General features: G+C 66.1%; 24 protein-coding genes. 12 read left to right on the plus strand and 12 right to left on the minus strand.

What is annotated here, in order from left to right; all coding sequences use genetic code 11:
• The first annotated feature begins 59 nt into the window (after positions 1-59).
• On the plus strand, positions 60-227 hold the full coding sequence (locus LJE61_RS00220; RefSeq protein WP_296914896.1) for a hypothetical protein: 168 nt from the start codon (positions 60-62) through the stop codon (positions 225-227).
• 354 nt (positions 228-581) lie between these two features.
• Positions 582-1,634: an FAD:protein FMN transferase gene (locus LJE61_RS00225; protein WP_296914899.1), complete on the plus strand. Its 1,053-nt coding sequence runs from the start codon at positions 582-584 to the stop codon at positions 1,632-1,634.
• 34 nt (positions 1,635-1,668) lie between these two features.
• Here LJE61_RS00225 and LJE61_RS00230 read toward each other — a convergent pair whose 3' ends face one another.
• The gene (locus LJE61_RS00230; protein WP_296914902.1) at positions 1,669-2,031 is read right to left on the minus strand and encodes a hypothetical protein; all 363 of its coding nucleotides are present in this window, start codon (positions 2,029-2,031) and stop codon (positions 1,669-1,671) included.
• A 223-nt stretch (positions 2,032-2,254) separates the two neighbouring features.
• On the opposite strand from LJE61_RS00230, the gene folP reads away from it, so the two are divergent.
• A complete protein-coding gene (gene folP, locus LJE61_RS00235) occupies positions 2,255-3,049 on the plus strand; it encodes a dihydropteroate synthase (RefSeq protein WP_296917044.1) in 795 nt (264 codons plus the stop codon).
• A gap of 63 nt (positions 3,050-3,112) precedes the next feature.
• Here the strand turns inward: folP and LJE61_RS00240 are convergent, their stop codons facing one another.
• Complete coding sequence (locus LJE61_RS00240; protein ID WP_296917046.1) at positions 3,113-3,661, minus strand: HugZ family pyridoxamine 5'-phosphate oxidase; 549 nt, start codon at positions 3,659-3,661, stop codon at positions 3,113-3,115.
• Positions 3,662-3,802: 141 nt separating this feature from the next.
• On the opposite strand from LJE61_RS00240, the gene LJE61_RS00245 reads away from it, so the two are divergent.
• Positions 3,803-5,101 (plus strand): META domain-containing protein, encoded by a 1,299-nt coding sequence (locus LJE61_RS00245; protein WP_296917048.1) that lies wholly within the window; start codon positions 3,803-3,805, stop codon positions 5,099-5,101.
• A gap of 174 nt (positions 5,102-5,275) precedes the next feature.
• Here the strand turns inward: LJE61_RS00245 and LJE61_RS00250 are convergent, their stop codons facing one another.
• From LJE61_RS00250 to ppsR, 6 genes are all read right to left on the minus strand, one after another.
• Positions 5,276-6,565: an amylo-alpha-1,6-glucosidase gene (locus LJE61_RS00250; RefSeq protein ID WP_296917050.1), complete on the minus strand. Its 1,290-nt coding sequence runs from the start codon at positions 6,563-6,565 to the stop codon at positions 5,276-5,278.
• Positions 6,555-6,785, minus strand: coding sequence for a hypothetical protein (locus tag LJE61_RS00255; RefSeq protein ID WP_296917052.1), 231 nt, complete (start codon positions 6,783-6,785; stop codon positions 6,555-6,557). The genes LJE61_RS00250 and LJE61_RS00255 overlap by 11 nt, the downstream gene beginning before the upstream one ends.
• Positions 6,786-6,934: 149 nt before the next feature.
• Positions 6,935-8,341, minus strand: a complete 1,407-nt coding sequence (locus tag LJE61_RS00260) for an NAD(P)(+) transhydrogenase (Re/Si-specific) subunit beta (protein ID WP_296909503.1) — start codon at positions 8,339-8,341, stop codon at positions 6,935-6,937.
• Between the two features lie 12 nt (positions 8,342-8,353).
• On the minus strand, positions 8,354-8,650 hold the full coding sequence (locus LJE61_RS00265; RefSeq protein WP_296909509.1) for a proton-translocating transhydrogenase family protein: 297 nt from the start codon (positions 8,648-8,650) through the stop codon (positions 8,354-8,356).
• 212 nt (positions 8,651-8,862) lie between these two features.
• Positions 8,863-9,960: a Re/Si-specific NAD(P)(+) transhydrogenase subunit alpha gene (locus LJE61_RS00270; RefSeq protein WP_296909504.1), complete on the minus strand. Its 1,098-nt coding sequence runs from the start codon at positions 9,958-9,960 to the stop codon at positions 8,863-8,865.
• Between the two features lie 139 nt (positions 9,961-10,099).
• Positions 10,100-10,918 (minus strand): posphoenolpyruvate synthetase regulatory kinase/phosphorylase PpsR, encoded by an 819-nt coding sequence (gene ppsR / locus LJE61_RS00275; protein ID WP_296909505.1) that lies wholly within the window; start codon positions 10,916-10,918, stop codon positions 10,100-10,102.
• A 465-nt stretch (positions 10,919-11,383) separates the two neighbouring features.
• Here ppsR and LJE61_RS00280 point away from each other — a divergent pair, with 465 nt between their 5' ends.
• On the plus strand, positions 11,384-11,839 hold the full coding sequence (locus tag LJE61_RS00280; protein WP_296909506.1) for a hypothetical protein: 456 nt from the start codon (positions 11,384-11,386) through the stop codon (positions 11,837-11,839).
• A 128-nt stretch (positions 11,840-11,967) separates the two neighbouring features.
• On the opposite strand, the gene LJE61_RS00285 is transcribed toward LJE61_RS00280, so the two are convergent.
• Positions 11,968-12,237, minus strand: a complete 270-nt coding sequence (locus LJE61_RS00285; RefSeq protein ID WP_296909507.1) for a HypC/HybG/HupF family hydrogenase formation chaperone — start codon at positions 12,235-12,237, stop codon at positions 11,968-11,970.
• A gap of 302 nt (positions 12,238-12,539) precedes the next feature.
• Here LJE61_RS00285 and LJE61_RS00290 point away from each other — a divergent pair, with 302 nt between their 5' ends.
• From LJE61_RS00290 to LJE61_RS00315, 6 genes are all read left to right on the plus strand, one after another.
• Entirely contained in the window at positions 12,540-13,007 is a 468-nt protein-coding gene (locus tag LJE61_RS00290) for a hydrogenase maturation protease (protein WP_296909508.1), read from the plus strand.
• 223 nt (positions 13,008-13,230) lie between these two features.
• Positions 13,231-13,680 carry a hydrogenase expression/formation C-terminal domain-containing protein gene (locus LJE61_RS00295; RefSeq protein ID WP_296912178.1) on the plus strand — a complete coding sequence of 150 codons (450 nt, stop codon included), beginning with the start codon at positions 13,231-13,233 and terminating at the stop codon, positions 13,678-13,680.
• 18 nt (positions 13,681-13,698) lie between these two features.
• Positions 13,699-14,808 carry a hydrogenase small subunit gene (locus LJE61_RS00300; RefSeq protein WP_296912181.1) on the plus strand — a complete coding sequence of 370 codons (1,110 nt, stop codon included), beginning with the start codon at positions 13,699-13,701 and terminating at the stop codon, positions 14,806-14,808.
• Positions 14,805-15,467, plus strand: a complete 663-nt coding sequence (locus LJE61_RS00305; protein WP_296912184.1) for a hypothetical protein — start codon at positions 14,805-14,807, stop codon at positions 15,465-15,467. The genes LJE61_RS00300 and LJE61_RS00305 overlap by 4 nt, the downstream gene beginning before the upstream one ends.
• Positions 15,464-16,759: a (Fe-S)-binding protein gene (locus LJE61_RS00310; RefSeq protein ID WP_296917054.1), complete on the plus strand. Its 1,296-nt coding sequence runs from the start codon at positions 15,464-15,466 to the stop codon at positions 16,757-16,759. The genes LJE61_RS00305 and LJE61_RS00310 overlap by 4 nt, the downstream gene beginning before the upstream one ends.
• 64 nt (positions 16,760-16,823) lie before the next feature.
• Positions 16,824-18,554, plus strand: a complete 1,731-nt coding sequence (locus tag LJE61_RS00315) for a nickel-dependent hydrogenase large subunit (RefSeq protein ID WP_296912190.1) — start codon at positions 16,824-16,826, stop codon at positions 18,552-18,554.
• Between the two features lie 203 nt (positions 18,555-18,757).
• Here LJE61_RS00315 and LJE61_RS00320 read toward each other — a convergent pair whose 3' ends face one another.
• Together LJE61_RS00320 and pgl are read right to left on the minus strand one after the other, a co-directional pair.
• Entirely contained in the window at positions 18,758-18,901 is a 144-nt protein-coding gene (locus LJE61_RS00320) for a hypothetical protein (protein ID WP_296912192.1), read from the minus strand.
• Positions 18,902-18,915: 14 nt separating this feature from the next.
• Entirely contained in the window at positions 18,916-19,608 is a 693-nt protein-coding gene (pgl, locus tag LJE61_RS00325) for a 6-phosphogluconolactonase (RefSeq protein ID WP_296917056.1), read from the minus strand.
• A gap of 70 nt (positions 19,609-19,678) precedes the next feature.
• Here pgl and LJE61_RS00330 point away from each other — a divergent pair, with 70 nt between their 5' ends.
• Positions 19,679-20,632: a response regulator gene (locus tag LJE61_RS00330; protein ID WP_296917058.1), complete on the plus strand. Its 954-nt coding sequence runs from the start codon at positions 19,679-19,681 to the stop codon at positions 20,630-20,632.
• Between the two features lie 12 nt (positions 20,633-20,644).
• On the opposite strand, the gene LJE61_RS00335 is transcribed toward LJE61_RS00330, so the two are convergent.
• On the minus strand, positions 20,645-20,815 hold the full coding sequence (locus LJE61_RS00335) for a hypothetical protein (RefSeq protein ID WP_296917060.1): 171 nt from the start codon (positions 20,813-20,815) through the stop codon (positions 20,645-20,647).
• Between the last annotated feature and the right edge of the window lie 94 nt (positions 20,816-20,909).

Here is a 20,909-nt window from a genome sequence, read left to right on the forward strand (position 1 = left end):
TTATTTAGTCATCGCTAATATACTCATGCCTTAATGGACACACATGTGCACACGCGACCATGTATATCGATAATCTGACCATCGCCGGCGCCACCGTGACAGCACTCTATCTGTTGATGCCGCTCCTGTTTGGCCGCGAGATGCTGCGCGTCGAGCTCGATGCGCCGCTTCCAGACACGCCAGACCGGGCCTCGTCACCCTGCACACGACCCTGTCTCGAAGCCTGAGCTTCCCAAGCCAGGACGGTCATCCCGGGGCGGGAACAGCCAGAGGCGGTGCCGTCGTTTGCTGATCTCGTTCGCCGACGCGGCTGGACACGCCGATCCTCGGGGATGCCCCGCGAGACAACGAGGCCTGCATCGCTCCCTGACCTCGACCCGCTCGATCAGCAGGCCGCAAGCGCGTCATTCGACGCGCCGGCGATCCTGAGTGCACCCAACCCTCCCGTGGCCGATGGCCGCCGCCAGAACCATCGGGAAAGGCGATCCACAGCGCTTCGGGCCTGTCGGTATCCTGGCTCACCCGAACGACTGGACCTCCGCGACCGGTTGCCTGCGTCAGGCTGGCCCGGCGACGACCCCATGCCAAGCACCCTCATCCCGTCCCGCACCCGGCTGCTCGCCGTCGTCCTGCTCGTCGCCTTGACCCTGTCGGGTTGCAGCCGGCAACCCGAGCTCGTCGAGATCACCGGCAGGACCATGGGCACCAGCTACAGTGTCAAGCTTGTGGATCTCCCTCCGGGTCTGTCGCCCGCGGCATTGCAGGCGGAGATCGACGCGCACCTCGAGCACGTCAACGGTCTGATGTCGACCTATCGGCCCGATTCCGACCTCTCCCGCTTCAATGCCAGTCCCTCCACCGAATGGTTTCCGACGAGCGCGGAGCTCGTCGAGCTCGTCACCCTCGCCCGCTCGATCAGCGTCGCGAGCGCGGGGGCCTTCGATATCACCGTGGGTCCGCTCGTGAACCTCTGGGGGTTCGGACCGGACGCCCATCCCTTCTCGGTGCCGGACGCGCACCTCATCGAGGAGACTCGGCGGCGGGTCGGCTACGAGAAGCTCGCGGTGCGCGCCGATCCCTCGGCGCTGCGCAAGGAGCGCCCCGACCTCTACGTCGATCTGTCGGCGATTGCAAAGGGGTATGGCGTCGACCAGGTCGCCGCGCTCCTCGATCAGCGCGGGGTCGATGCCTATCTGGTCGAGATCGGCGGCGAGCTGAAGGCGAAGGGGTTCAAGCCGGGCGGCGCGCCCTGGCGCATCGCGGTCGAGCGGCCGGATGCCGCCGCCCGCGCCGTCTATCGCGTTGTCCCGTTGCGGGACGCAGCCATGGCCACATCAGGCGATTACCGCAACTTCTACGAGCACGAGGGCAGGCTCTACTCGCACACGATCGACCCGAGCACCGGACACCCGGTGGATCACCGCCTCGCCTCGGTCACCGTCATTGCGCAGGATTGCGCGACGGCCGATGCACTCGCGACCGCGCTCCTCGTGCTCGGACCCGAGCGGGGCTTCGAGCTCGCCGAATCTAGAGACATCGCGGCCTTCCTGATCAGCCGGGGCGGCGAGCGGCATGAAGATCGGGCCACGCCGGCATTTGAGCGTCTGCTCGGCGAGGAGGGAGGCGCCGATTGAGGGCCCCCGCCCTTCCCCTCACCCCGGACTCAGGTCAGTCACCGCGGGCACAGGTCGGCGACAAACGAATCCGGTAGGTTCGTCGGGGCTCGGCCCAGATGATCTGTCGGCACTCGTTGAAACCGATACGGTAGACGAGGAGATATTGACCGGGGTCGAGCTTGAAGCTGTACGCCTCGTTGTGGCCGACCCTGTAGATCTCCCGGCCCTCGAGCTCGACCCGAATGTTGGCGAACCAACCGGGTGCTGATCCGTCCCGGTAGATGTCGATGGTTGCGGCCTCCGACGGGTTCAGCAGAGGCGGCGGGGATTCGACGTATCCGCCCCTTGCGGCACACCCGGCCAGGAGTACGATGGCCGTCAAGGCCCCGATCAATCCGTTCCGCACGCTGCTCATAAGTCGGTCCCGTTTCGGTTTGCCCGCAGCGTCCGGCCGCGCTCTCGCTTCGAGCCCCGAGCCGCGCGGGCGATGACGGGCCGAGCCGCGAGGCTGCGCGGATCCAACGGTCCGGACGCGCGTGCGGATCATGCACGCATGACGAGCATGGCGTCAAAGGCAATCCATCGGAGATGACCAGATGGTCCGCGCTCCCGAAAGACCGAGCACAGGTCCCCGCATCATGGGGATTCTCAATGTCACACCGGACAGCTTCTCCGATGGCGGACGTCATTCCGACACGGAGCGCGCGGTCCGGCACGGCATGGCCATGATTGACGAGGGCGCCGACCTGATCGACGTCGGAGGCGAGTCGACGCGACCGGGGTCGCAGCCGGTTCCCGCGCGGGAGCAGCAGCGGCGGGTGATCCCGGTGATCGAGCGCCTCAGCGCGTCGTTGCCGGAGCGCATCCGCGTCAGCATCGACACCACGTCGGCACAGGTGGCGGAGGCGGCGCTGGAGGCGGGCGCCCACTGGATCAACGACACCTCGGCTGGATGCGACGACGCGGGCATGCTCGCGCTGGCGGCCGAGCGCGCGGCGCCGATCGTCCTGATGCATCGCCGGGGAACCCCCCTCTCGATGCAGAAGAACCCGACCTACGTCGACGTCGTGAACGAGGTCCGGGACTTTCTCAGCGCGCGGGTGGACGCGGCGCTCGCCGCCGGTGTCGCGGAGCAGAACCTCCTGATCGATCCCGGCATCGGGTTCGGCAAGACCCTCGGGCACAACCTCGCCTTGCTGGCCGGCCTGGGTGAGCTGGTCCGCATGGGGTGGCCCGTCCTTCTCGGGACGAGCCGCAAGCGCTTTCTGAGCAGCCTCTGCGGCGAGCCCGACTTCGCGGCACTGATGCCCGCGACCTGTGCGACCACGGCAATCGGTGTCATGGCCGGGGTCCGGGTCTTTCGGGTGCATGACGTCGCCGGCAACCGTCAAGCCGCCGACGTGGCCTGGGCCATTCGCGAGGCAACCGCCTGAGTCCCGGCAAGGAGGTCAGGACGTCTTCAGGCCGGCCGCACCGGACGGGAAACGCTGAATACTTCAGCGTTCCCCCGACAGATCGGCGCCCTTGAGATGCCGTGCCCCGGCCAGGTCGAGCCGATCGATCTCGAACGCCTTGCCGAATCCGGTCACGTAACGCGCGCCGCCCGGACGCAGCTGAAAGAGATGGAAGTCCGGCAGCCCGCGCAGGGTCTTGATGAGCGCGCCGAAGCGTGACTCGAAACGGCTCAGGGCCGTATCGAAACCCGGGGTTCCGCGCGCGACTTCCCGGGCAACGCATTGGACGGTCAGACGCCGTCGCGCGAAGGTATTCCGCGATGCGGTCTCCTCCTCGATGAAGAGGACGCTGGCTCGGCCCGTGTCCATCAGGTTCCGGGTGTGGATCGACAGCTCGCTGACATAGATGTAGAAGTCGCCGCCTTCCTCCACAAAGGGCGCATAGCTGGCCTCGGGCGATCCGTCTCGATTCACCGTCGCCATGAGCAACGAGGCGAAACTGGAGCGAAACTCAAGCAGCTTCTCGCGGAGCCTGTCCCGGTCGTTCGCGTCCGCGTCGTCCGATCCGGGGGCTGTCGGCTCTGATCGCATCGACCTGTCTCCTCGAATGCCCTGCAAACGGGCGGGCCACCAAGCGGCGGGCGACGCCGGCTGGCCGTGCCGGCATCGACCTTGATATAAAGCCAAGCGGCGTTTGTCCGCCCGCACTCGAGAGACCCGGGAGTCCAGCCGATGTACAAGAACCGTCTGACCTATCTCGTGGCCCTGCTGTTATGCGGGCGTCTCGGCGGATTCGGGCCCGCGCTCGGCGCGGTGCCCGGAGGCGATTCGGACCCCGCTGGAACCCTGGTGATCAGCGGGTCACTCACCTACCTGGCACGGATTGCCTTGCCGCCCGACAGCCTAGCCATCGTCGAGGTCAGCGACTCCAGCGTGCCCGGCGGCCGGGTCGTCGCCGAGCAGCGGATCGCCTTGGAGGGCCGTCAGGTGCCGATCCCTTTCGATCTCCGGGTCGGGCGCTCGGCATTGAGCGAGTCCCCGTTCTATGAGCTCACAGGGAGCATCCTATCAGGAGGTCTCCTGGCCTGGGCGACTGAACCGATCCCGGTCGATCCCACCGCCCAGTCCGTCGACCTGGGTACGACCCTGGTGCGTCGGTACGAGCCAATGGCCTTCAGCGCCGAGCTTGCCTGCGGCGATCAGCGTGTTCGCGTCGGTTTCAGTGAAGGCCGCATGCGGCTCGCGCTGGGCGATCAAACCTTCGATCTGCGACAGACGGTGTCCGCCTCGGGCGCCCGGTACGTGGCCCTTTCCGATCCCGACACCGCTTTCTGGAGCAAGGGCGATCGCGCGCTCTTGACGCTCTCAGGAGCGACCTACCCGGAGTGCATCCCGCTGGAGGCCGGCCTCAACGGGTTTCGGGCGGCCGGCAACGAGCCCGCCTGGCACCTCGAGATGGACGCCACACACGTCGAGCTGACCACGGATCTCGGCGAGACCCGCATCACCGTCGCCCTGACCGAGCCGGAGCTGCTCGATGACGGGAGACGCTACCGCAACCTGATCGAGGACGGCGATCTGACGATCACAATCCGGGACCGACCCTGCACCGACACCATGACCGGAATGCCTTATCCCCGGATGGTCCAGGTCGTCCTCGACGACCTCTCGCTGGATGGGTGCGGGGGCGACCCGGCCGCGCTGCTCCAAGGCCCTGAGTGGGTGGTCGAAGACCTCGCCGGGGGCGGCATCATCGACCGCTCCCGCGCCACGCTGAATTTCGGCGCCGATGGCCGCCTCTGGGGTCGGGCCACCTGCAACAACTATCTCGGCGAATACGTCCTCACCGGCGAGGGCCTGACGCTCTCGACCTCGGCGACCACCATGATGGCCTGCGCCCCCGCACTGATGAATCAGGAAGGTGCCTTCTTCGAGCTGATCGGACGGGTCCGGCGCTTCGAGCTGGACCCCCAGGGTGCGCTCATCCTGCGCACGGACGACGGGCGGACCCTGCTGGCGCGCCGCGAGTGAGCCGCGTCTGTCACTCCCTGGGCGGTCGTCCCCTTCTCCAGGTCGGCGCTGCAGTGCGGGAGGGCTCCGATCTCGACAAACTCCAGCTTGATCAGCTTTTTTCGTTCCACTGGTTTGCGGTGGACGAGTGGTATCCGAACATCTGAGTGTGTCCCAAACGAAAAACGCAAACCGTCAGCGCTTCGCTGGGGAATCGTCGATGCGAAAAAGGCTGTGCCCCTCGAGGGCGCGCTGCGCCATGACGGCAGCGGCCGCGCTCCAGCCTTGACGCTCTGTGCCGCCCGGCTTGAGCTCTTTTCCATGGATGTATTCGGCAAAGCCCCAGGATTCGCCATCCATGGGCATCGCGTTGGCCCGGTTGATACCCTCGACGAACCGTTGCGCGGCCTTCTTCCGGCCACGTCGGGCCAGGTCGCACGCGTAGAAGCCTGTGACCATCGGCCAGAGTCCGCCGTTATGGTACTCGTAAGGCTTGTTCTTGAACGTGTAGGAGAACATCACCTGCAGATGCCCCCAATCCTCATCGACAGGCTGGATGACCGGGTGGAAGGCGGGCAGCAGGGCCAACTCGTCGTTCACCGCCTCACTGCGGATGTACGCATCCACCTGATTTCGTTGCGTTTCGTCGGCAACGTCGAAAAGCGATGCCAGAACATTCGCCAGTGCATCAAAACGATAGCTGTAGCCGCTGGGTGAGAACGACGCCATCCAGTGCCGTTCGCGACAGTGCGACGCGGCCTGAAGGCCCTTGCGATAGAGGACCTTGTGATAGACATCGTCCGGGATCCGCGTGTCATCGAACCAGTAATTCGCGCGGATGAGGTGCCGTAGCCGGCTGATCCTTTCTGCCAAAGCATGATCGCTGGAGCCGTGCAGGGCGTTGTGGATGCTTGCCAGGGTGCGCTGTGCCTGCACGTACAGCAGTTGATCGTAGAGGACGTAGCCGTTGTGTAGATACTCATCCGCCCAATCGCCGGTCAGCGGGACGTAGATCAGCCCGCGGTTGTTGAATTCCCAGGCTCCGAGCAGAAAGCGCGCCTTCTCGATAGCCGGTACCAGCTGCTCGAGCAAGGGGTCGTCTCCAGTTGCTCGCCAGTACTCACCGCAGGCGATCACAAACCACAGATTCGAATCCACCCGACCCGTGGTGCCGCCATAGCTGATGCGCCCGGAGACGGGATCGACATTGCTCGGAATCTCCCCGTGGGGGCCTTGATACCGAGCCAGCGTCTCAAGGGTCCTGCGGGCGGTCGCGCGGAGGTCGTCGTCGCCCGTCAACAATGCCGCCAAGGAGATGATCGCTCCGTCACGGCCCCAGATCCTGCAGTAGTTCCGGCTCTGCGTCGGCGAGGCGACGAACCCGTGCTCGGTGCTGCAGGCGCGGAGAAGCGCGACGGCCTGACGATAGCCAACAAGGGCCGAGGGGTCCGTCTGCGTACCGAGCGCGTTACCTTCATCTGACATGGCCATCTCCCTCCCAACGGACAGACCGAAACTGGATTGCCATTGCGGCGACCGTCAAGACCAGGTAGAAGCGTGCGATCTCCAGCAGGCTCTCGTGGCGAAACAGCGCCACCATGACGATCAGGAAGTCCAACTTCTCGGAGATGAAGTCCGAATGCGCCAGAACGGATTCAAGGTGCCGCGTGAGCGCCGCGAAGCGCGCGGCGTCCGCCTCGGGCACGGCTTCCTCGCGTTCCAGACCCGCCGGCAGTGGCGTACACCCAGCCGTGCCATCGAGTAGCCGCTGGCCCGTGCGATAACAACGCCTCGGTACCTGCGCAGGGCCGCCACATCAACACGATGAGGCGCATGCCCGGGGGACGCCGCCGTTCAATGTCCGTGACCACCGCCCTTCAGAGCGCTGTTCATTGCCTCGATGGTCTGCTTGGCGTCACCGAACACCAGCGACGTGTTCTCCTGGTAGAAGAGCAGATTGTCGACCCCGGAGTAGCCCGGACGCATCGACCGCTTGAGGAAATAGACCTGGCGCGCGCGCCCGGCCTCCAGGATCGGCATCCCGTAGATCGGGCTCGATGCGTCTTCCTTGGCCGCGGGGTTCACCACGTCGTTGGCCCCGACGACCAGCACCACATCGGTGCTCGGGAACTCGGGGTTGATCTCATCCATCTCGAGGACGTGGTCGTAGGGGATGTCGGCCTCTGCGAGGAGCACGTTCATGTGCCCGGGCATCCGCCCCGCAACGGGGTGGATGGCGAACCTGACCTCCACCCCGCGCGCCTCGAGATGCTCCATTAACTCCTTCAAGGCATGCTGTGCCTGCGCGACCGCCATGCCGTAACCGGGAACGATGATGACCCGGTTCGCATCCTCCATCCAGTAGACTGCGTCTTCCACGGCGGCTGACTTGACGCCCTTCTCCGCCGCGACGGCGCCGGCGCTTTCGGCCGCGCTGCCGTCCGAGCCGAAGCCGCCGAAGACGACGTTCAGGATCGAGCGATTCATCGCCTTGCACATGATGTAGGAGAGGATCGCACCCGAGCAGCCGACCAAGGCCCCGACGATGATCAGCAGGTTGTTGTGCAGGGTGAAGCCGGTGGCGGCCGCGGCCCAGCCCGAGTAGCTGTTCAACATCGAGATGATCACCGGCATGTCGGCCCCGCCGATCGGGATGATCAGGGTCAACCCGAGCGTGAAGGCCAGCAGGGTCATCAAGGTGAGCGAGACCAGGCTCCCGGTCATGGCGAAGTGCACGGCCAGGCCGATCGTCGCGAGGCCGATCACGGCGTTGAGGAGGTGTTGACCCGCGAACTTGACCGGGCTGCCACTCAACAGGCCTTGCAGCTTCCCGAAGGCGATCACGGACCCGGTAAAGGTAATGGCGCCGATCACGACGCCGGCCGAGATCTCACCCATCAGCAGCGCATTCAGCTCCCCGGCGCCGCGCTTGGAGAGGAAGGTCCCCACGGCCACCAGCACGGCGGCCATGCCCACGAAGCTGTGCAGGGCAGCCACGAGCTGAGGCATCGCGGTCATCTGGATGCGCAGCGCGACGACGATCCCGATGACGGCCCCGCCCGCGATCGCGACGACGATGAGACCATAGTCCTGCACCTGATCGCCGAGCAGGGTGGCCCCGATCGCGATCAGCATGCCCAGCATGCCGTAAAGGTTGCCGCGCCGGGCCGAAGCCGGATGCGTGAGACCCTTCAGGGCCAGGATGAAGAGGACCGCGGAGACCAGATAGGCCACGGCCTGAAGGTTGACTGAGAGCACCATGGATCCGGTTCCCTATTTCTTCTTCTTGAACATCGACAGCATGCGGTGCGTCACCAGGAAACCGCCGAAGACATTGATCGAGGCCAGGAAGACCGCGATGAAACCCACGAGCTTGGTGAGGAGTCCCGCATCCGGGTCGCCCGTCACGAGCAAGGCGCCAACCAGGACGATGCCCGAGATGGCATTGGTCAGTGCGACCAGCGGCGTGTGCAGCGAGGGCGTCACCCCCCAGACGACCCAATAGCCGATAAAGCAGGCCAGGACAAAGACATAGAGGGCTACGAGTGACGGGTCGAGTGCCTCGGGCATTAGGATGACTCCGGTTGGACGATGGTCAGTGGCGAAGCGCCAGTGATCCGTCTTCATCAAATAGGTGACCGAATCGCAAAGGCGGACAGGGCGCGCAGGTTTCGCAGGACTTGGCCCGGCGCCAGCGCTCATTGCCCCGGTGAATCGTGAGCCGATCGCGACCCATCGTTAGTCGTCGTGCGCCTTCGCGGTTGAAGATCGTCGAACCCCGGTCAAGCCGCTGGTTTGACCAGCATGGCCGCCGTGATGTCGTCCTCGGCAAGGTCCCTGAGCTCGGGCCCCGCCTCGCCGGGCGTCACCATGATGTCGATCAGGTTGGCCAGATTGCGGGCATAGAAGGCGCTCGCATCCGCCGGCACGAGCGCCGGATAGTTGGTCAGTCCGACGATGGTGACACCATGCCGCTCCACGATCTCGCCGGCAACCGTGAGTGGGCAGTTGCCGCCGCTGGCGGCGGCCAAATCGACGATCACCGAGCCGGGACGCAGGCGCCGGACGACCTCCTCGGTGACCAGAACCGGCGCCGGTCGACAGGGGATCAGGGCGGTCGTGATGATGACATGGGCCTTGGCGAGCTGATCGCCCAGGGCCGCCTGCTGGCGTGCCTTGGCCGCCTCGGAGAGCTCCTTGGCGTAGCCGCCCTCCCCGGCCCCGCTCTCGCCCAGGTCCAGCTCGATCGGTTTGGCACCCAGCGAGCGGATCTGCTCATGCGTCTCGGGGCGCACGTCGTAGGCGTGGACGTCGGCGCCGAGCCGCCGCGCGGTGGCGATCGCCTGGAGTCCAGCCACCCCGGCGCCCAGGACAACCACCCGCGCCGGCTTCGCCGACCCCGCGGAGGTCATCATCATGGGCAGGAAACGGCCGTAGCGGGCCGCGGCCTCGATGGTCGCGCGATAGCCGGCGATGTTGCTCTGAGACGAGAGCGCGTCCATGGACTGGGCGCGCGAGGTGCGCGGCATCCGCTCCATGCCGAGGACTCGCATCTCTTTCGCAAGCATCGCCGAGACGATGGCGTCCTCCCCGCAGCTCTCCAGCAGACCGACATAGAGTCCGCCGGGTCGCATCGCCGCGACATCGTCGGCATCGGGCCGACGCACCTTGAGCAACAGATCGACATCGAAGGCGCCGGCGCGGTCGGTCAGGCGGGCACCGGCGGCCTCGAAGCCGGCATCGGGATACCCGGCACGCGCACCCGCCCCGCTCTCGATCAGGACCTCGAATCCCTTGCGAGCCAGTTTCGCGACCACATCCGGGACCGAGGCCACGCGTGTCTCGCCCGGGCAGGTCTCCAATGGGATTCCGATCTTCATCTTCTGGTTATCCTATCCGCCGAGCCACCGCCGACAGGCGGCAAAAAACCGCCGCATTATGGTTGCGTGAATCACTCACCGCAAGCTCCGGCCCGGTGCGGCCGGGCGAGAGGCAGCGCTCGCGGGTGCGTCGTGACGCTCAAGCGTGCTCGCCGGTTCCGCGCAACGCTCTGATGATGTGAGAAGCGATCTCCTCGATCGACTGACTGGTGGTGTTGAGCACCGGGATCTGCAGCCGCTTGTAGATCTGGGCGGCCATGCGGATGTCGTCCTGACAGCGGGCCAGGGAGGCGTAGGTGCTGCGGGGGCGGCGCTCTTCGCGGATCAATTGGAGACGCTGCGGGTCGATGGTCAGTGCAAAGAGCTTCTGACGGCAGTCCCACACCAATTGCGGGACATCACCCCGGTCGAAGTCCTCCTCGGTGAGGGGGTAGTTGGCGGATCGCAGTCCATAGTGCATCGCCAGATAGAGGCAGGTCGGTGTCTTGCCGGAGCGAGAGACACCGATCAAGACCACGTCTGCACGGTGAAAATTGTCCGGGCGTACCCCGTCGTCATTGGCCATGGCGAAGTTGATCGCCTCGATCCGCTTGGTGTAGGAGCTCGGCTTGGTGATGGCGTGGCTGCGCCCGGCCTTGCGGCTTGGCGGCGCGCCGAGCTCGGCGGAGAGCGGCTCGACGAAACCCTCGAAGAGCTCCATGTAGAAACAGTTGCCGCCCTTGAGGATCTCGCGGATCTCGTTGTTCAGCATGGTCGCGAATACGATCGGACGGACCCCGTCGCGATCCGCGGCCTCCTGCATCCGCTGCGTCAAGGCCTTCGCGCGCAGATCGGTGTTGATGTAGGGCATGTAGACCTGCTCGAAGTCGATGGTATCGAACTGCGACAGCAGGCTGTGGCCGAGCGTCTCGGCCGTGATGCCGGTGCTCTCGGAGACGAAAAAGACGGTGCGCTTCATCGATTCTGGGGGGCTCTCGTAGGGTTTGCCTGCACGCCTGCACACGCCTCGCCGCAGCGGATCAGACGAGGGCCGGCCGTCGGCCGGCACCCCGGGCGCGGACAGGTCCGGTGTGATACACGTCAATGTGATCTATATTGGAGTTTGTTGATATAGGGAAGCGCTGTAGCATTCAGCGCTTCCCGCGCGGGGCAGGATGCCCCGCCGTATTCGGCCGCCTCAGCGGCTGAAAATGAAGGAAAGCGGAAACCGCGTTTTCGCTTGTCGTGCTGATTGTTGGCCAGGATGGCCAATCAGTCAGCATCTCCATAGATAGACGCTGACCAAGGTACGATCCCCGCATCGCGCAGAGGCGGGTGCGCTGAGCAACCGACGTGGATAAGCGCCGGGTCAGCACGTCGAACGACCCTCGCCGCGCCGGCAAACCATCCGGCAGGCTCACTCACAAGCTGAGGAGCTCCGCATATGCCCACGATCAACAACGACCACGCGCTGCGTGAAGCACTCAATGCACTGACCTCCGAGCAACAGCGCATCCTCGGGTCGCGCTTCGCGCAGCATGTGGTGCAGCTGAGCAAGGACGAACGGGTGAGCCGCGCCATCGCAACCGGCTTGCGCGAGGAGGTCGGCCCGGGTGAGCTGGAAGATGCCTACAAGGCCGCCAAGGCCTATGCGGCCAAGACCTACACCGACTGCGGCAAGGATACGGATTGGCTGGCGCAGGCCGACCACTTCGTCGCCGCCGCTGCGGCGGCCGCGCTGACCCCCGACGCGCTGCTCGCCGAAAAACAGAATCGCGCCTGGAAGGCGGCCATGCAGGCCCGCATGGCCGTCAACTGCACCATGATGGAGGGCGAGGATGCGCCCGAGACCTCCGAGGCGGAGCATCAGTATGCGCTCGCAAGCGCCTTCATGGGCTGAGTCCCGGACGGCCGTGCCGCCGAGCCGGCGGGACCGCGATTGAAGAGATGAGACGCGGGATACGGGACCGGGATCCGGTCTGGTCGATGAGCCGGACCGACGCCGGCCGATCTCGCGCTGCCGCACCCTTATCCGGTTGTCGCCGGCCCCGGTCGCACCGGAATCGCCTCGCCTCCCTCTGCCGCAAGCATCGCGTCGTAGATCTCCCAGGCGGCCGCGGCCTCTTCGGGCGTCATCCGGCTGATCGCGTATCCCAGATGAACGACGACATAGTCGCCGACAGCGATTCCCTCGTCCTGGAGCATAAAGAGATTCACCTGGCGTTCGGCACCCTTCGCCGCGCAACGGGCGAAGAAGCCGTCGATGGACTGGATCTGCATCGGGATGCCGAGACACATGGGCAAGACCCCCAGGGACGCATCATGCTAAGCGCCTGTCGGACTCAAGTCAGACAGGTTCCTGGCGTGCGAAGTATCATTGAGGGAGGAGGCTAAGCGGCGGCGGCGCCATGTGCAAGCACTCAGATCAGACGATCGCGACGTCACCGCACCTCTTTTCCGTGACGACATTGCAGACAGGTCGGTCCCCGCGTCACGGCATGGCGACCTTGGCCGGCTGCGGCATCGCATGCCGACGCGCCCCGCTCGGCCGATCAGCGAAGCATCCGCGATTCCCAAGCCACCTTTCGGAGTCCGCCGCCGTGCAACCAACAACCCTCATCCTCGGACTCGGCAACGTCCTCATGACCGACGAGGCGGTTGGGGCCACGGTGGTCCGCCGACTCGCGCTTCAGAGTGATCCGGATGGCCCGCTTCGCTTCATCGACGGCGGGACCCTGAGCTTCACCCTGGCCGCACCGATCGGCGACTGCCCCCGGCTCGTCGTCGTCGATGCCGCCGTGATGGGGGATGCGCCCGGAAGCGTGCGCGTCTTCGAGGGCGAGGCGATGGACCGGCAGCTGAGAGCCCACGCCAAGAGCGTCCACGAGGTCAGCCTCTCCGACCTGATGGACATCGCGCGGCTCACCGAGACGCTGCCGGCCCAGCGCGCCCTCGTCGGCATCGAGCCCGCGTACGTCGGTTGGGGCGATCGGCTCACCGCCGACGTCGAGGCAGCGGTCCCGGCAGCCATTGCGGCGATCCGCGAGCTGCTGGCCCGGTGGGGGTGACGCGTGGCCGGATCCCGCGATTGCGTCGCACGGAGCCGGGCCATGGGGCTCTTGCGTGAAGCCGGCCCCCTGATCTCGAGCAGCTGGAATCTGACGGCTGGCGGCGCGACGCTGCGCCGCAACTCCATTCGAGCTCGCTAACGTTCTAATTGGCTGCGCTGAATCAAACCCGGGGCCTCAGAAAAGGCCTAGAATGTTGAATGTATAGGCGGAGGTCAGTCGCATGTCGTCCCTGGACGAGATCCCAGTCGTCAGCGGAGCCGGCGCGCCCGCGTCGCGCGAGCTGCCCTTGAACGGCGCGCTCGAGTCCGTCCTGCACGAGGTCCGCCATGCCCTCGCCCGCCTGGTCGGCACCGGCGAGACCACCAAGATCGATCTGAAGTCCATGCCATTCGGGCCGGGCGATCTGGATCGCCTCATCGCGTTTCTCGGGAAGGGCGAGGTCCAGGCGAGCATCGAAGCCCTCGGCCCGACGCGCGTTCAAGAGACCGCCACCGCAGGGGTCTGGCTGGTGGATTATCTGAATTCCGAGGCGCAGCGCCTCGCCCTGCATCTTGAGATCGCGCACGTTCCCGAGATCTTGCGTCCGCAGCCGCAAGACCTCGATGATGCGATCGCCGTGCTCGACGCCCGCCTGAATCGCGTCGGGGGCGACCCGCCTCCAACGTCCTGACACTGGTAAGGAGGGACTATGGCTGCCCGCAACGCCACTGAGAAGACCCTGGGCGAGAGCCTGCGCGAGCGCGGCGTGTCGCGCCGCGGATTCCTCAAGTTCTGCGCCGCCACCGCTTCGATGATGGCGTTGCCGCCGAGCATGACCTCGACGATCGCCGCGGCGCTCGAGCAGGCCCGGCGGCCCTCCGTGATCTGGCTGTCCTTTCAGGAATGCACGGGCTGCACCGAGTCGCTGACCCGCAGCCATGCGCCGACGGTCGAGGATCTTATCCTCGATGTGATCTCGCTGGACTATCACCATACCCTGCAGGCGGCGGCCGGCGAGGCCGCAGAGCTTGCGCGCGTTCAGGCGATGAAGGCGCATGCAGGCGACTATCTGGTGGTCGTGGATGGCTCGCTGCCCGGCCCCGACTCCAATCCCGGCTATTCGACCGTCGCCGGCCACAGCAATTACGACATGCTCATGGAGACCGTCGAGCATGCCGCCGCGGTCGTCGCGGTGGGCTCGTGCGCCGCCTTCGGCGGCCTGCCCCATGCCAGTCCCAACCCCACCGGGGCCGTGTCGGTGTTGGATGTGGTCAAGCACAAGCCGGTCGTCAATGTCTCCGGTTGTCCGCCGATCCCGATGGTGATCACGGGCGTGCTCGCCCATTACCTGATCTTCGGGCGTCTCCCCGAGCTGGACGCCTACCATCGCCCGCTGGCCTTCTTCGGGCAATCCATTCACGACCGCTGCTATCGCCGTCCCTTCTACGACAAGGGCCTGTTCGCCAAGAGCTTCGACGACGAGGGCGCCAGGCTTGGGTGGTGTCTCTATCAGCTCGGCTGCAAGGGCCCGAGCACCTACAACGCCTGCGCCACCATGCGCTGGAACGACGGCACCAGTTGGCCGGTAGAGGCGGGGCACCCCTGTCTGGGTTGCGCGGAGCCGAGCTTCTGGGACGCCGGCGGCTTCTACCAAGCGCTCTCCGTGCCGACCTCCGCGTCCGGCATGACGGTCTTGGGCGCCGGCGCGGCCGGTGCCCTGGTGGGCGGCGCGGTGGCGGCCCTCGCCAAGAGACGGACCAAGGCGGAAGAGGCCAGGCGCCAACCCGTCACGGTCGATGAACTGGAGCAGAAACTATGAGCGGCTCGATGGAATTTCTGCTTTGGACCAAGGGTCCGATGTTCAATGTCGCGATCGCCATCTTCGCGATCGGTCTGCTGGTGCGCATCGCCGAGATCTTCGTCCTCGGCCGCGAGCGCAACTATGCCGAGCCCCGTGCCAGCGAATGGCTGCCGGGCCTTCGAACCGTCTTCACCCGCACGGTGGCGGACCCGGGGACCTTCAAGCGTGCCCCCTTCAACGTGGTGGTCGGCTGGGTCTGGCACATCGGCTTCCTGATCGCGCTGCTGCTCTTTGTTCCCCACATCAAGCTGATCGAGAGCCTGACGGGCCTCTCCTGGCCGGCATTGCCCAACCCGATCATCAGCATGGTTACCGCGGTGACCCTGGTTGCCCTGATCGCCACCCTGATCCACCGGATGACCCATCCGGTCAAGCGGCGCATCAGCACCATTGAGGACTATCTGGTCTGGACGGTGGTCTTCGCGGTGGTGCTGACGGGTTTCCTGGCCTTCAACCGGATGATCAACCCCTATCCGCTGGTGCTGGGCATGCACATCCTCTCCGCGGAGATCATGCTGATCCTGCTGCCATTCACCAAGCTCACGCATATCTTCACCCTGTTCATCGCGCGCTGGTACAACGGCGCGGCATTCGGCCGCAAGGGGGTTCAGTCATGAGCGAGCTGACACTCGAACGGGGTCTGGCGGCCTTTCGTGCCGAGGTCGACGGCCCCGTCGCCGCCTTCTTCTCGAGCTGCGTGCACTGCGGCATCTGCGCCCAGGCCTGCCCCTTCTATGTCGAGACCGGCGATCCCAAGTACACGCCGATCCTCAAGCTGGAGCCCCTGCGGCGGGTCTGGGAGAACGACTTCACGCTCTGGGGTAGGATCAAGGGCCTGATCGGCCTGCAGCAGAAGGTCACCGACCAGATGCTCGCCGAATGGGAGGAGCTGCTCTACGACTCCTGCACCATGTGCGGTCGCTGCTCGATGGTCTGCCCGGTCGGCAACGACCTGGCGCTGATGATCCGCAAATCGCGCGAGGGCATGGTCCAGTCCGGACATGCACCCGAGGGCCTGATCGCCGCCTCGGTGCGGGCGATCCAGACCGGCAGTCCGATGGGCCTTCAGTGGAAGACGCTCGCGGTGCAGATCAAGCACGTGGAGGACAGCAGCGGGCTCGCGGTCCCGGTGGACAAGGACGGTGCCGAATACCTGGTGCTGCTCTCCTCGATGGAGGTCATCAACTTCCCCGAGTATCTCGAGGCCATCACCCGGATCTTCGCCCATGCCGGGGTGAGCTGGACGCTGTCGACGGACTGCTTCGAGGCGACCAACGCCGGCATCCAGATCGGCAACAAGGACGTCGCCGCCGAGCTGGTCGAGCGCGTCGTGGCCGCCGCGGAGAAGCTCAGGGTTTCCAAGGTCATCAGTCCCGAGTGTGGGCACGCCTTCACGGCGATCCGCTGGGAGGGTCCGAACCTGATTGGCCGGTCTTACCCCTTCAAGGTCTTCCACATCATCGAGGTGCTCGACGAGCTGCGTGCCGCGGGCCGTATCCAGACCGAAGGCATGGAGACTGATCGTCTCTCGATGCACGACCCCTGCAACCTCGCCCGCAAGAGCGGCGTGATCCAGCAGCAACGCAACCTGATGAACCTGGTGGCCGAGAACTTCGTTGACCTGAAGGAGCACGGCAAGCTCCAGTGGTGCTGTGGCGCGGGTGGCGGGGTGAGCTCGAATGAGCGCGCCGAGCCGCTGAAGATGGCCGCCTTCAAACACAAGAAGGCGCAGATCGAGGAGGTCAATGCGGAGCGGATGGTGACCATGTGCGCCACTTGCCGGACCCAGCTCGAGGAGGGTCTCGAGGAGTTCAACATGGATATCCCGGTGGTGGGTCTCACCGAGATGATCGCCGAGCACCTGGTCGAGAAACCGCGGCCCGCGTCGCCAGCCGACGCCCAGGCCTGAATGCGCGGCCGTCACCCGGTTGAAGCGGGCCGGCGCGCCGGCCCCTCACAGGAGACACACGAAGATGAGTGAACGTATCGTCGTCGATCCCGTCACCCGCATCGAGGGCCACTTGCGCATCGAGGCCCAGATGGACGGTGACACGATCGCGCAGGCCTACAGCTCCGGAACCGCGGTCCGCGGGCTCGAGATCATCCTCAAGGGCCGCGACCCGCGCGACGCCTGGGCCTTCGCGCAACGCATCTGCGGCGTCTGCACGCTGGTGCACGGCATCGCCTCGGTGCGCGCCGTCGAGGATGCCCTCGGCATCGAGCTTCCGGACAATGCGCAGTTGATCCGCAACCTCATGATCAGCGCACAGCACGTGCACGATCATGTGATGCACTTCTATCACCTGCATGCGCTCGATTGGGTGGACGTGGTCAGCGCCCTGAGCGCCGATCCCAAGGCAACCTCTGCCTTGGCGCAGTCCATCAGCAGCTGGCCCAAGTCCTCGCCCGGCTATTTCGCCGATACCCAGAAGCGCATCAAGACCTTCGTCGAATCCGGCCAGCTCGGCATCTTCGCCAATGGCTATTGGGGTCACCCGGCCTACAAGCTTCCGCCCGAAGCCAACCTGTTGGCTGTCTCGCATTATCTGGAGGCGCTGGCCTGGCAGCGCGACGTCGCGCGCCTGCACGCGATCTTCGGCGGCAAGAACCCGCACCCGAATTTCGTCGTCGGTGGCGTTCCCTCGCCGATCGACCTCAACTCGGATTCGGCCATCAACGCCAAGCGCCTCGCCGAGGTCCAGTCCATCCTCCGGACCATGCAGACCTTCGTCGATCAGGTCTATGTGCCGGATACCCTGGCCATCGCCAGCTTCTACAAGGACTGGGGCGAGCGTGGCGAGGGCCTGGGCAACTTCATGAGCTACGGCGACCTGCCCGCCGCCGGCGTCATGGACCCTGCGCAGTTTCTCTTTCCGCGCGGGATCATCCTGAACCGGGATCTCAGCACCGTCCATGAGGTCGATCTCCACGACGACGGACAGATCCAGGAGTACGTGGCCCATTCCTGGTACGAATACGCCGGCGGCAAGGACCAGGGCCTGCATCCCTATGCGGGGGAGACCAAGCTCGAGTATGACGGGCGCGGCGGCGTCAAACCGCCGTACACCCAGCTGGACGTGAGCGATGGTTATTCCTGGATGAAGGCGCCCCGCTGGAAGGGCCAGGCGATGGAGGTTGGCCCGCTCGCACGGGTCCTCGTCCTCTATGCCAGCGGCCACGACCAGACGCGTGAGCTGGTCGAGATGACCCTGTCCCGGTTGGAGCTTCCGGTGCGCGCGCTCTTCTCGACACTCGGACGCACGGCCGCCCGGACACTCGAGACCAAGGTCGTGGCCGATGCCGCCCAAGGCTGGTACGGCGAGCTGATCGCGAACATCAAGGCGGGCGACACCCGGACCTTCAACGAGGCCCTCTGGGAACCCTCGAGCTGGCCGCGCGAGGCGCGCGGCGCCGGGTATACGGAGGCCCCGCGGGGCTCACTCGGGCACTGGATCGTCATCAAGGACCGCAAGATCGCCAACTACCAGGCGGTGGTCCCATCCACCTGGAACGCCGGACCGCGCGACCCCAGCAGCCAGCCGGGCGCCTACGAGGCGGCGCTGCAGGACAACCACCAGTTGGCCGACGCGAGGCAGCCGGTCGAGATCCTGCGCACCATCCACTCCTTCGACCCCTGCATCGCCTGCGCGGTCCACCTCACTGATCCCGGGACCGGCGAGCAGTTGGAGATCAAGATCGCTTGAGCAAGGGAACACTGGAACGCAGACGAGGCCGCGCAAGCGGCCTGTGACGGCACGCGGCGGCTACAGACTGGGTTCCCAGATGGAGCTGAGAGACAGCGACAATCCCGGCAAACGCTCGCCATCGCCGGGTGCCCGCAGGTCTCCCAGGCAAACCGGCTCCGAGGCTTGCAGGATCGGCCAGCCAAGGGTAACGCCATCGTCGCTCAGCCGCCGATCAATGTCGGGCCGGCAGCGGCAACCACCAGGGTGATCAGCCCCAGGGTCAGGTCGATCGCCATCAGGGCGCGGATCCACCCGAACGTGGACGCGGCTCGGGACCAGTCGGCGGCGGCGACACCCCGTTGCATGCGGCGGAACGGGATCAGGTTGATCCCCCGGCCGACTCGGGATCCAGCAAGACATCCGTTGGCCCCAGAGCGGCGACCCGCGAGATCGGCAGATCCGCACCGCGACGCCAGGCGGCCAGGGCCTCGCGCTTTTCGGCACCCGTGACCAGGATCAGGCGCTGGGCGGAAGCCGCGATGGCCATTGGGGTCAGGGTCACCCGATCGTGCGGTGGCTTCGGCGCCCCGTGCACGGGCGCCACATAGACATCCGGGGGGACCGCATGACCCGGGAAGAGACTCGCCGTGTGGCCGTCCTCGCCCATTCCGAGCAGGACGAGATCAAAGGGCAGCCACATCCGGATCGACTCCTCGTAACGTCGTGCGGCCTCCTGGGCCCCCAGCTCCGCGGGTATCCAGTGGACATTGTCCCGCGGGATGGCGACCCGCTCGGCCAGGGCCAGCTCGATCGCGCGGCTGTTGCGCTCGATATCATCGGGAGGCAGACAGCGCTCGTCGCCGAGAAACAGGTGCCAGTGCGACCACTCCTCGGGCTGATCGGCCAGCCGTCGGTAGGCCGCCAATGGGGTGCGTCCCCCCGCCAGCACGCAGCGGAATCGCCCGCTCAGAGCGATCGCGCGGCGCGCGGCCGCGGCCATCCGACGGGCCGTCTCCTCGGCAACGGCAGCGGCGGACCGGAGACGAACGAAGCGGATGGACGGCTCTGCCATGGCGCTCTACCCCCTCTGACCAGTACACTGCCGGCGGTCCTAACGCGAAGCCCCCGCCTTTCAAAACGATATGAAGATCCTTCTGGTCGACGATTCCAAGACCACGCGGTACGCGTTGCGCATCACACTGCAACACCAGGGCGTCGAGGTCGACACGGCCGATTCCGCTGAATCCGCCTTCGAGACGCTCAAGAGCCGGGTGCCGGACGCCGTCCTCATGGACCATATCATGCCTGGACTGAACGGCCTGGAGGCCCTCGAGATCATCCATGCCGATCCGCGAACCGCGCACCTCCCGGTGGTCCTCTGCACGTCGCAAGAGGACGGCGACCTGACCGCGACAGCGATGCGGAAAGGCGTCCTCGCCGTCCTGCCGAAATCACGCGCGGACGAGTGCCTCCCGGAGATTCTCGGGCGCATCCGCGCCGCCGTCCAGGATGGCGCCCCGCCGCCCGCGCACCCCGCCAACCCGAAGGTGCCGGGCGCCGCTGACCACTCACCCGTCTCACCCGGCGTCCTGAGCCGCCCGGAGCTCCTGGCCTTGATCGACGAACGGCTGGAGGCCGCGCTGAACAGGCGCCTGACCGCCCTCATCGAAGACCTGCGCCGCGATCTCACCGAGGTCCTGCTTGTCGAGGCACGCCATCTCGTGGATACACGACTCGCCGATGAGCCGGGGGCACGTGCCGCCACCCCGCCACACGCGGCCCTGGAGGACCTGCAAGGGCTCGAGAGTCGGCTGATCCGCGAGACCCTGCCGGGGCTTGTCGAGCACCGCGTCGCCGCTGAGCGCGCCGGCCCCGGATCGGAGACATGGGACTCGGCCAAGACTCCCGCGACTGGCGAAGCCGAACCGGGCGATCGCGTGAAAACCAACCGGACTCGCCCCGGACACCCGGCAGCCGCCTCTCTGAGCCCTTGGGCACGGGAGGCGGGAATCTCCGCGATGCTCGACACCCTCAGGCAGATCCCGTCAGCCTCGGCACGGTCGCTGCGCGCCGCGCTCAAGCGTCTCGAGCGCTGAACCCGATCATCTTCAAGCGGGGGTATCCGTCTCATCGCGCGAGGCATCTTCGCCCGCCTCGGAGCCGCTTCCGTGCTGGCGGGCATGGTCACGTCGCGACGCGACGAGCTGGCTATATACGAGCCACCCGGCCAGCGCCATAAAACCGAAGAATTCGATCGCCTTGAGTGGATTCTGATCCATGGTCCTCACTCCTCTGCCAGAGACCGTGCAATCGCCGAGGCGTCTCCAACCGAACGCGAATTGCCTGGCCATGCGGATTGAGCAAACGGCGGGG

The organism is Thiocapsa sp. (assembly GCF_022340925.1).
Classification (GTDB): domain Bacteria; phylum Pseudomonadota; class Gammaproteobacteria; order Chromatiales; family Chromatiaceae; genus Thiocapsa.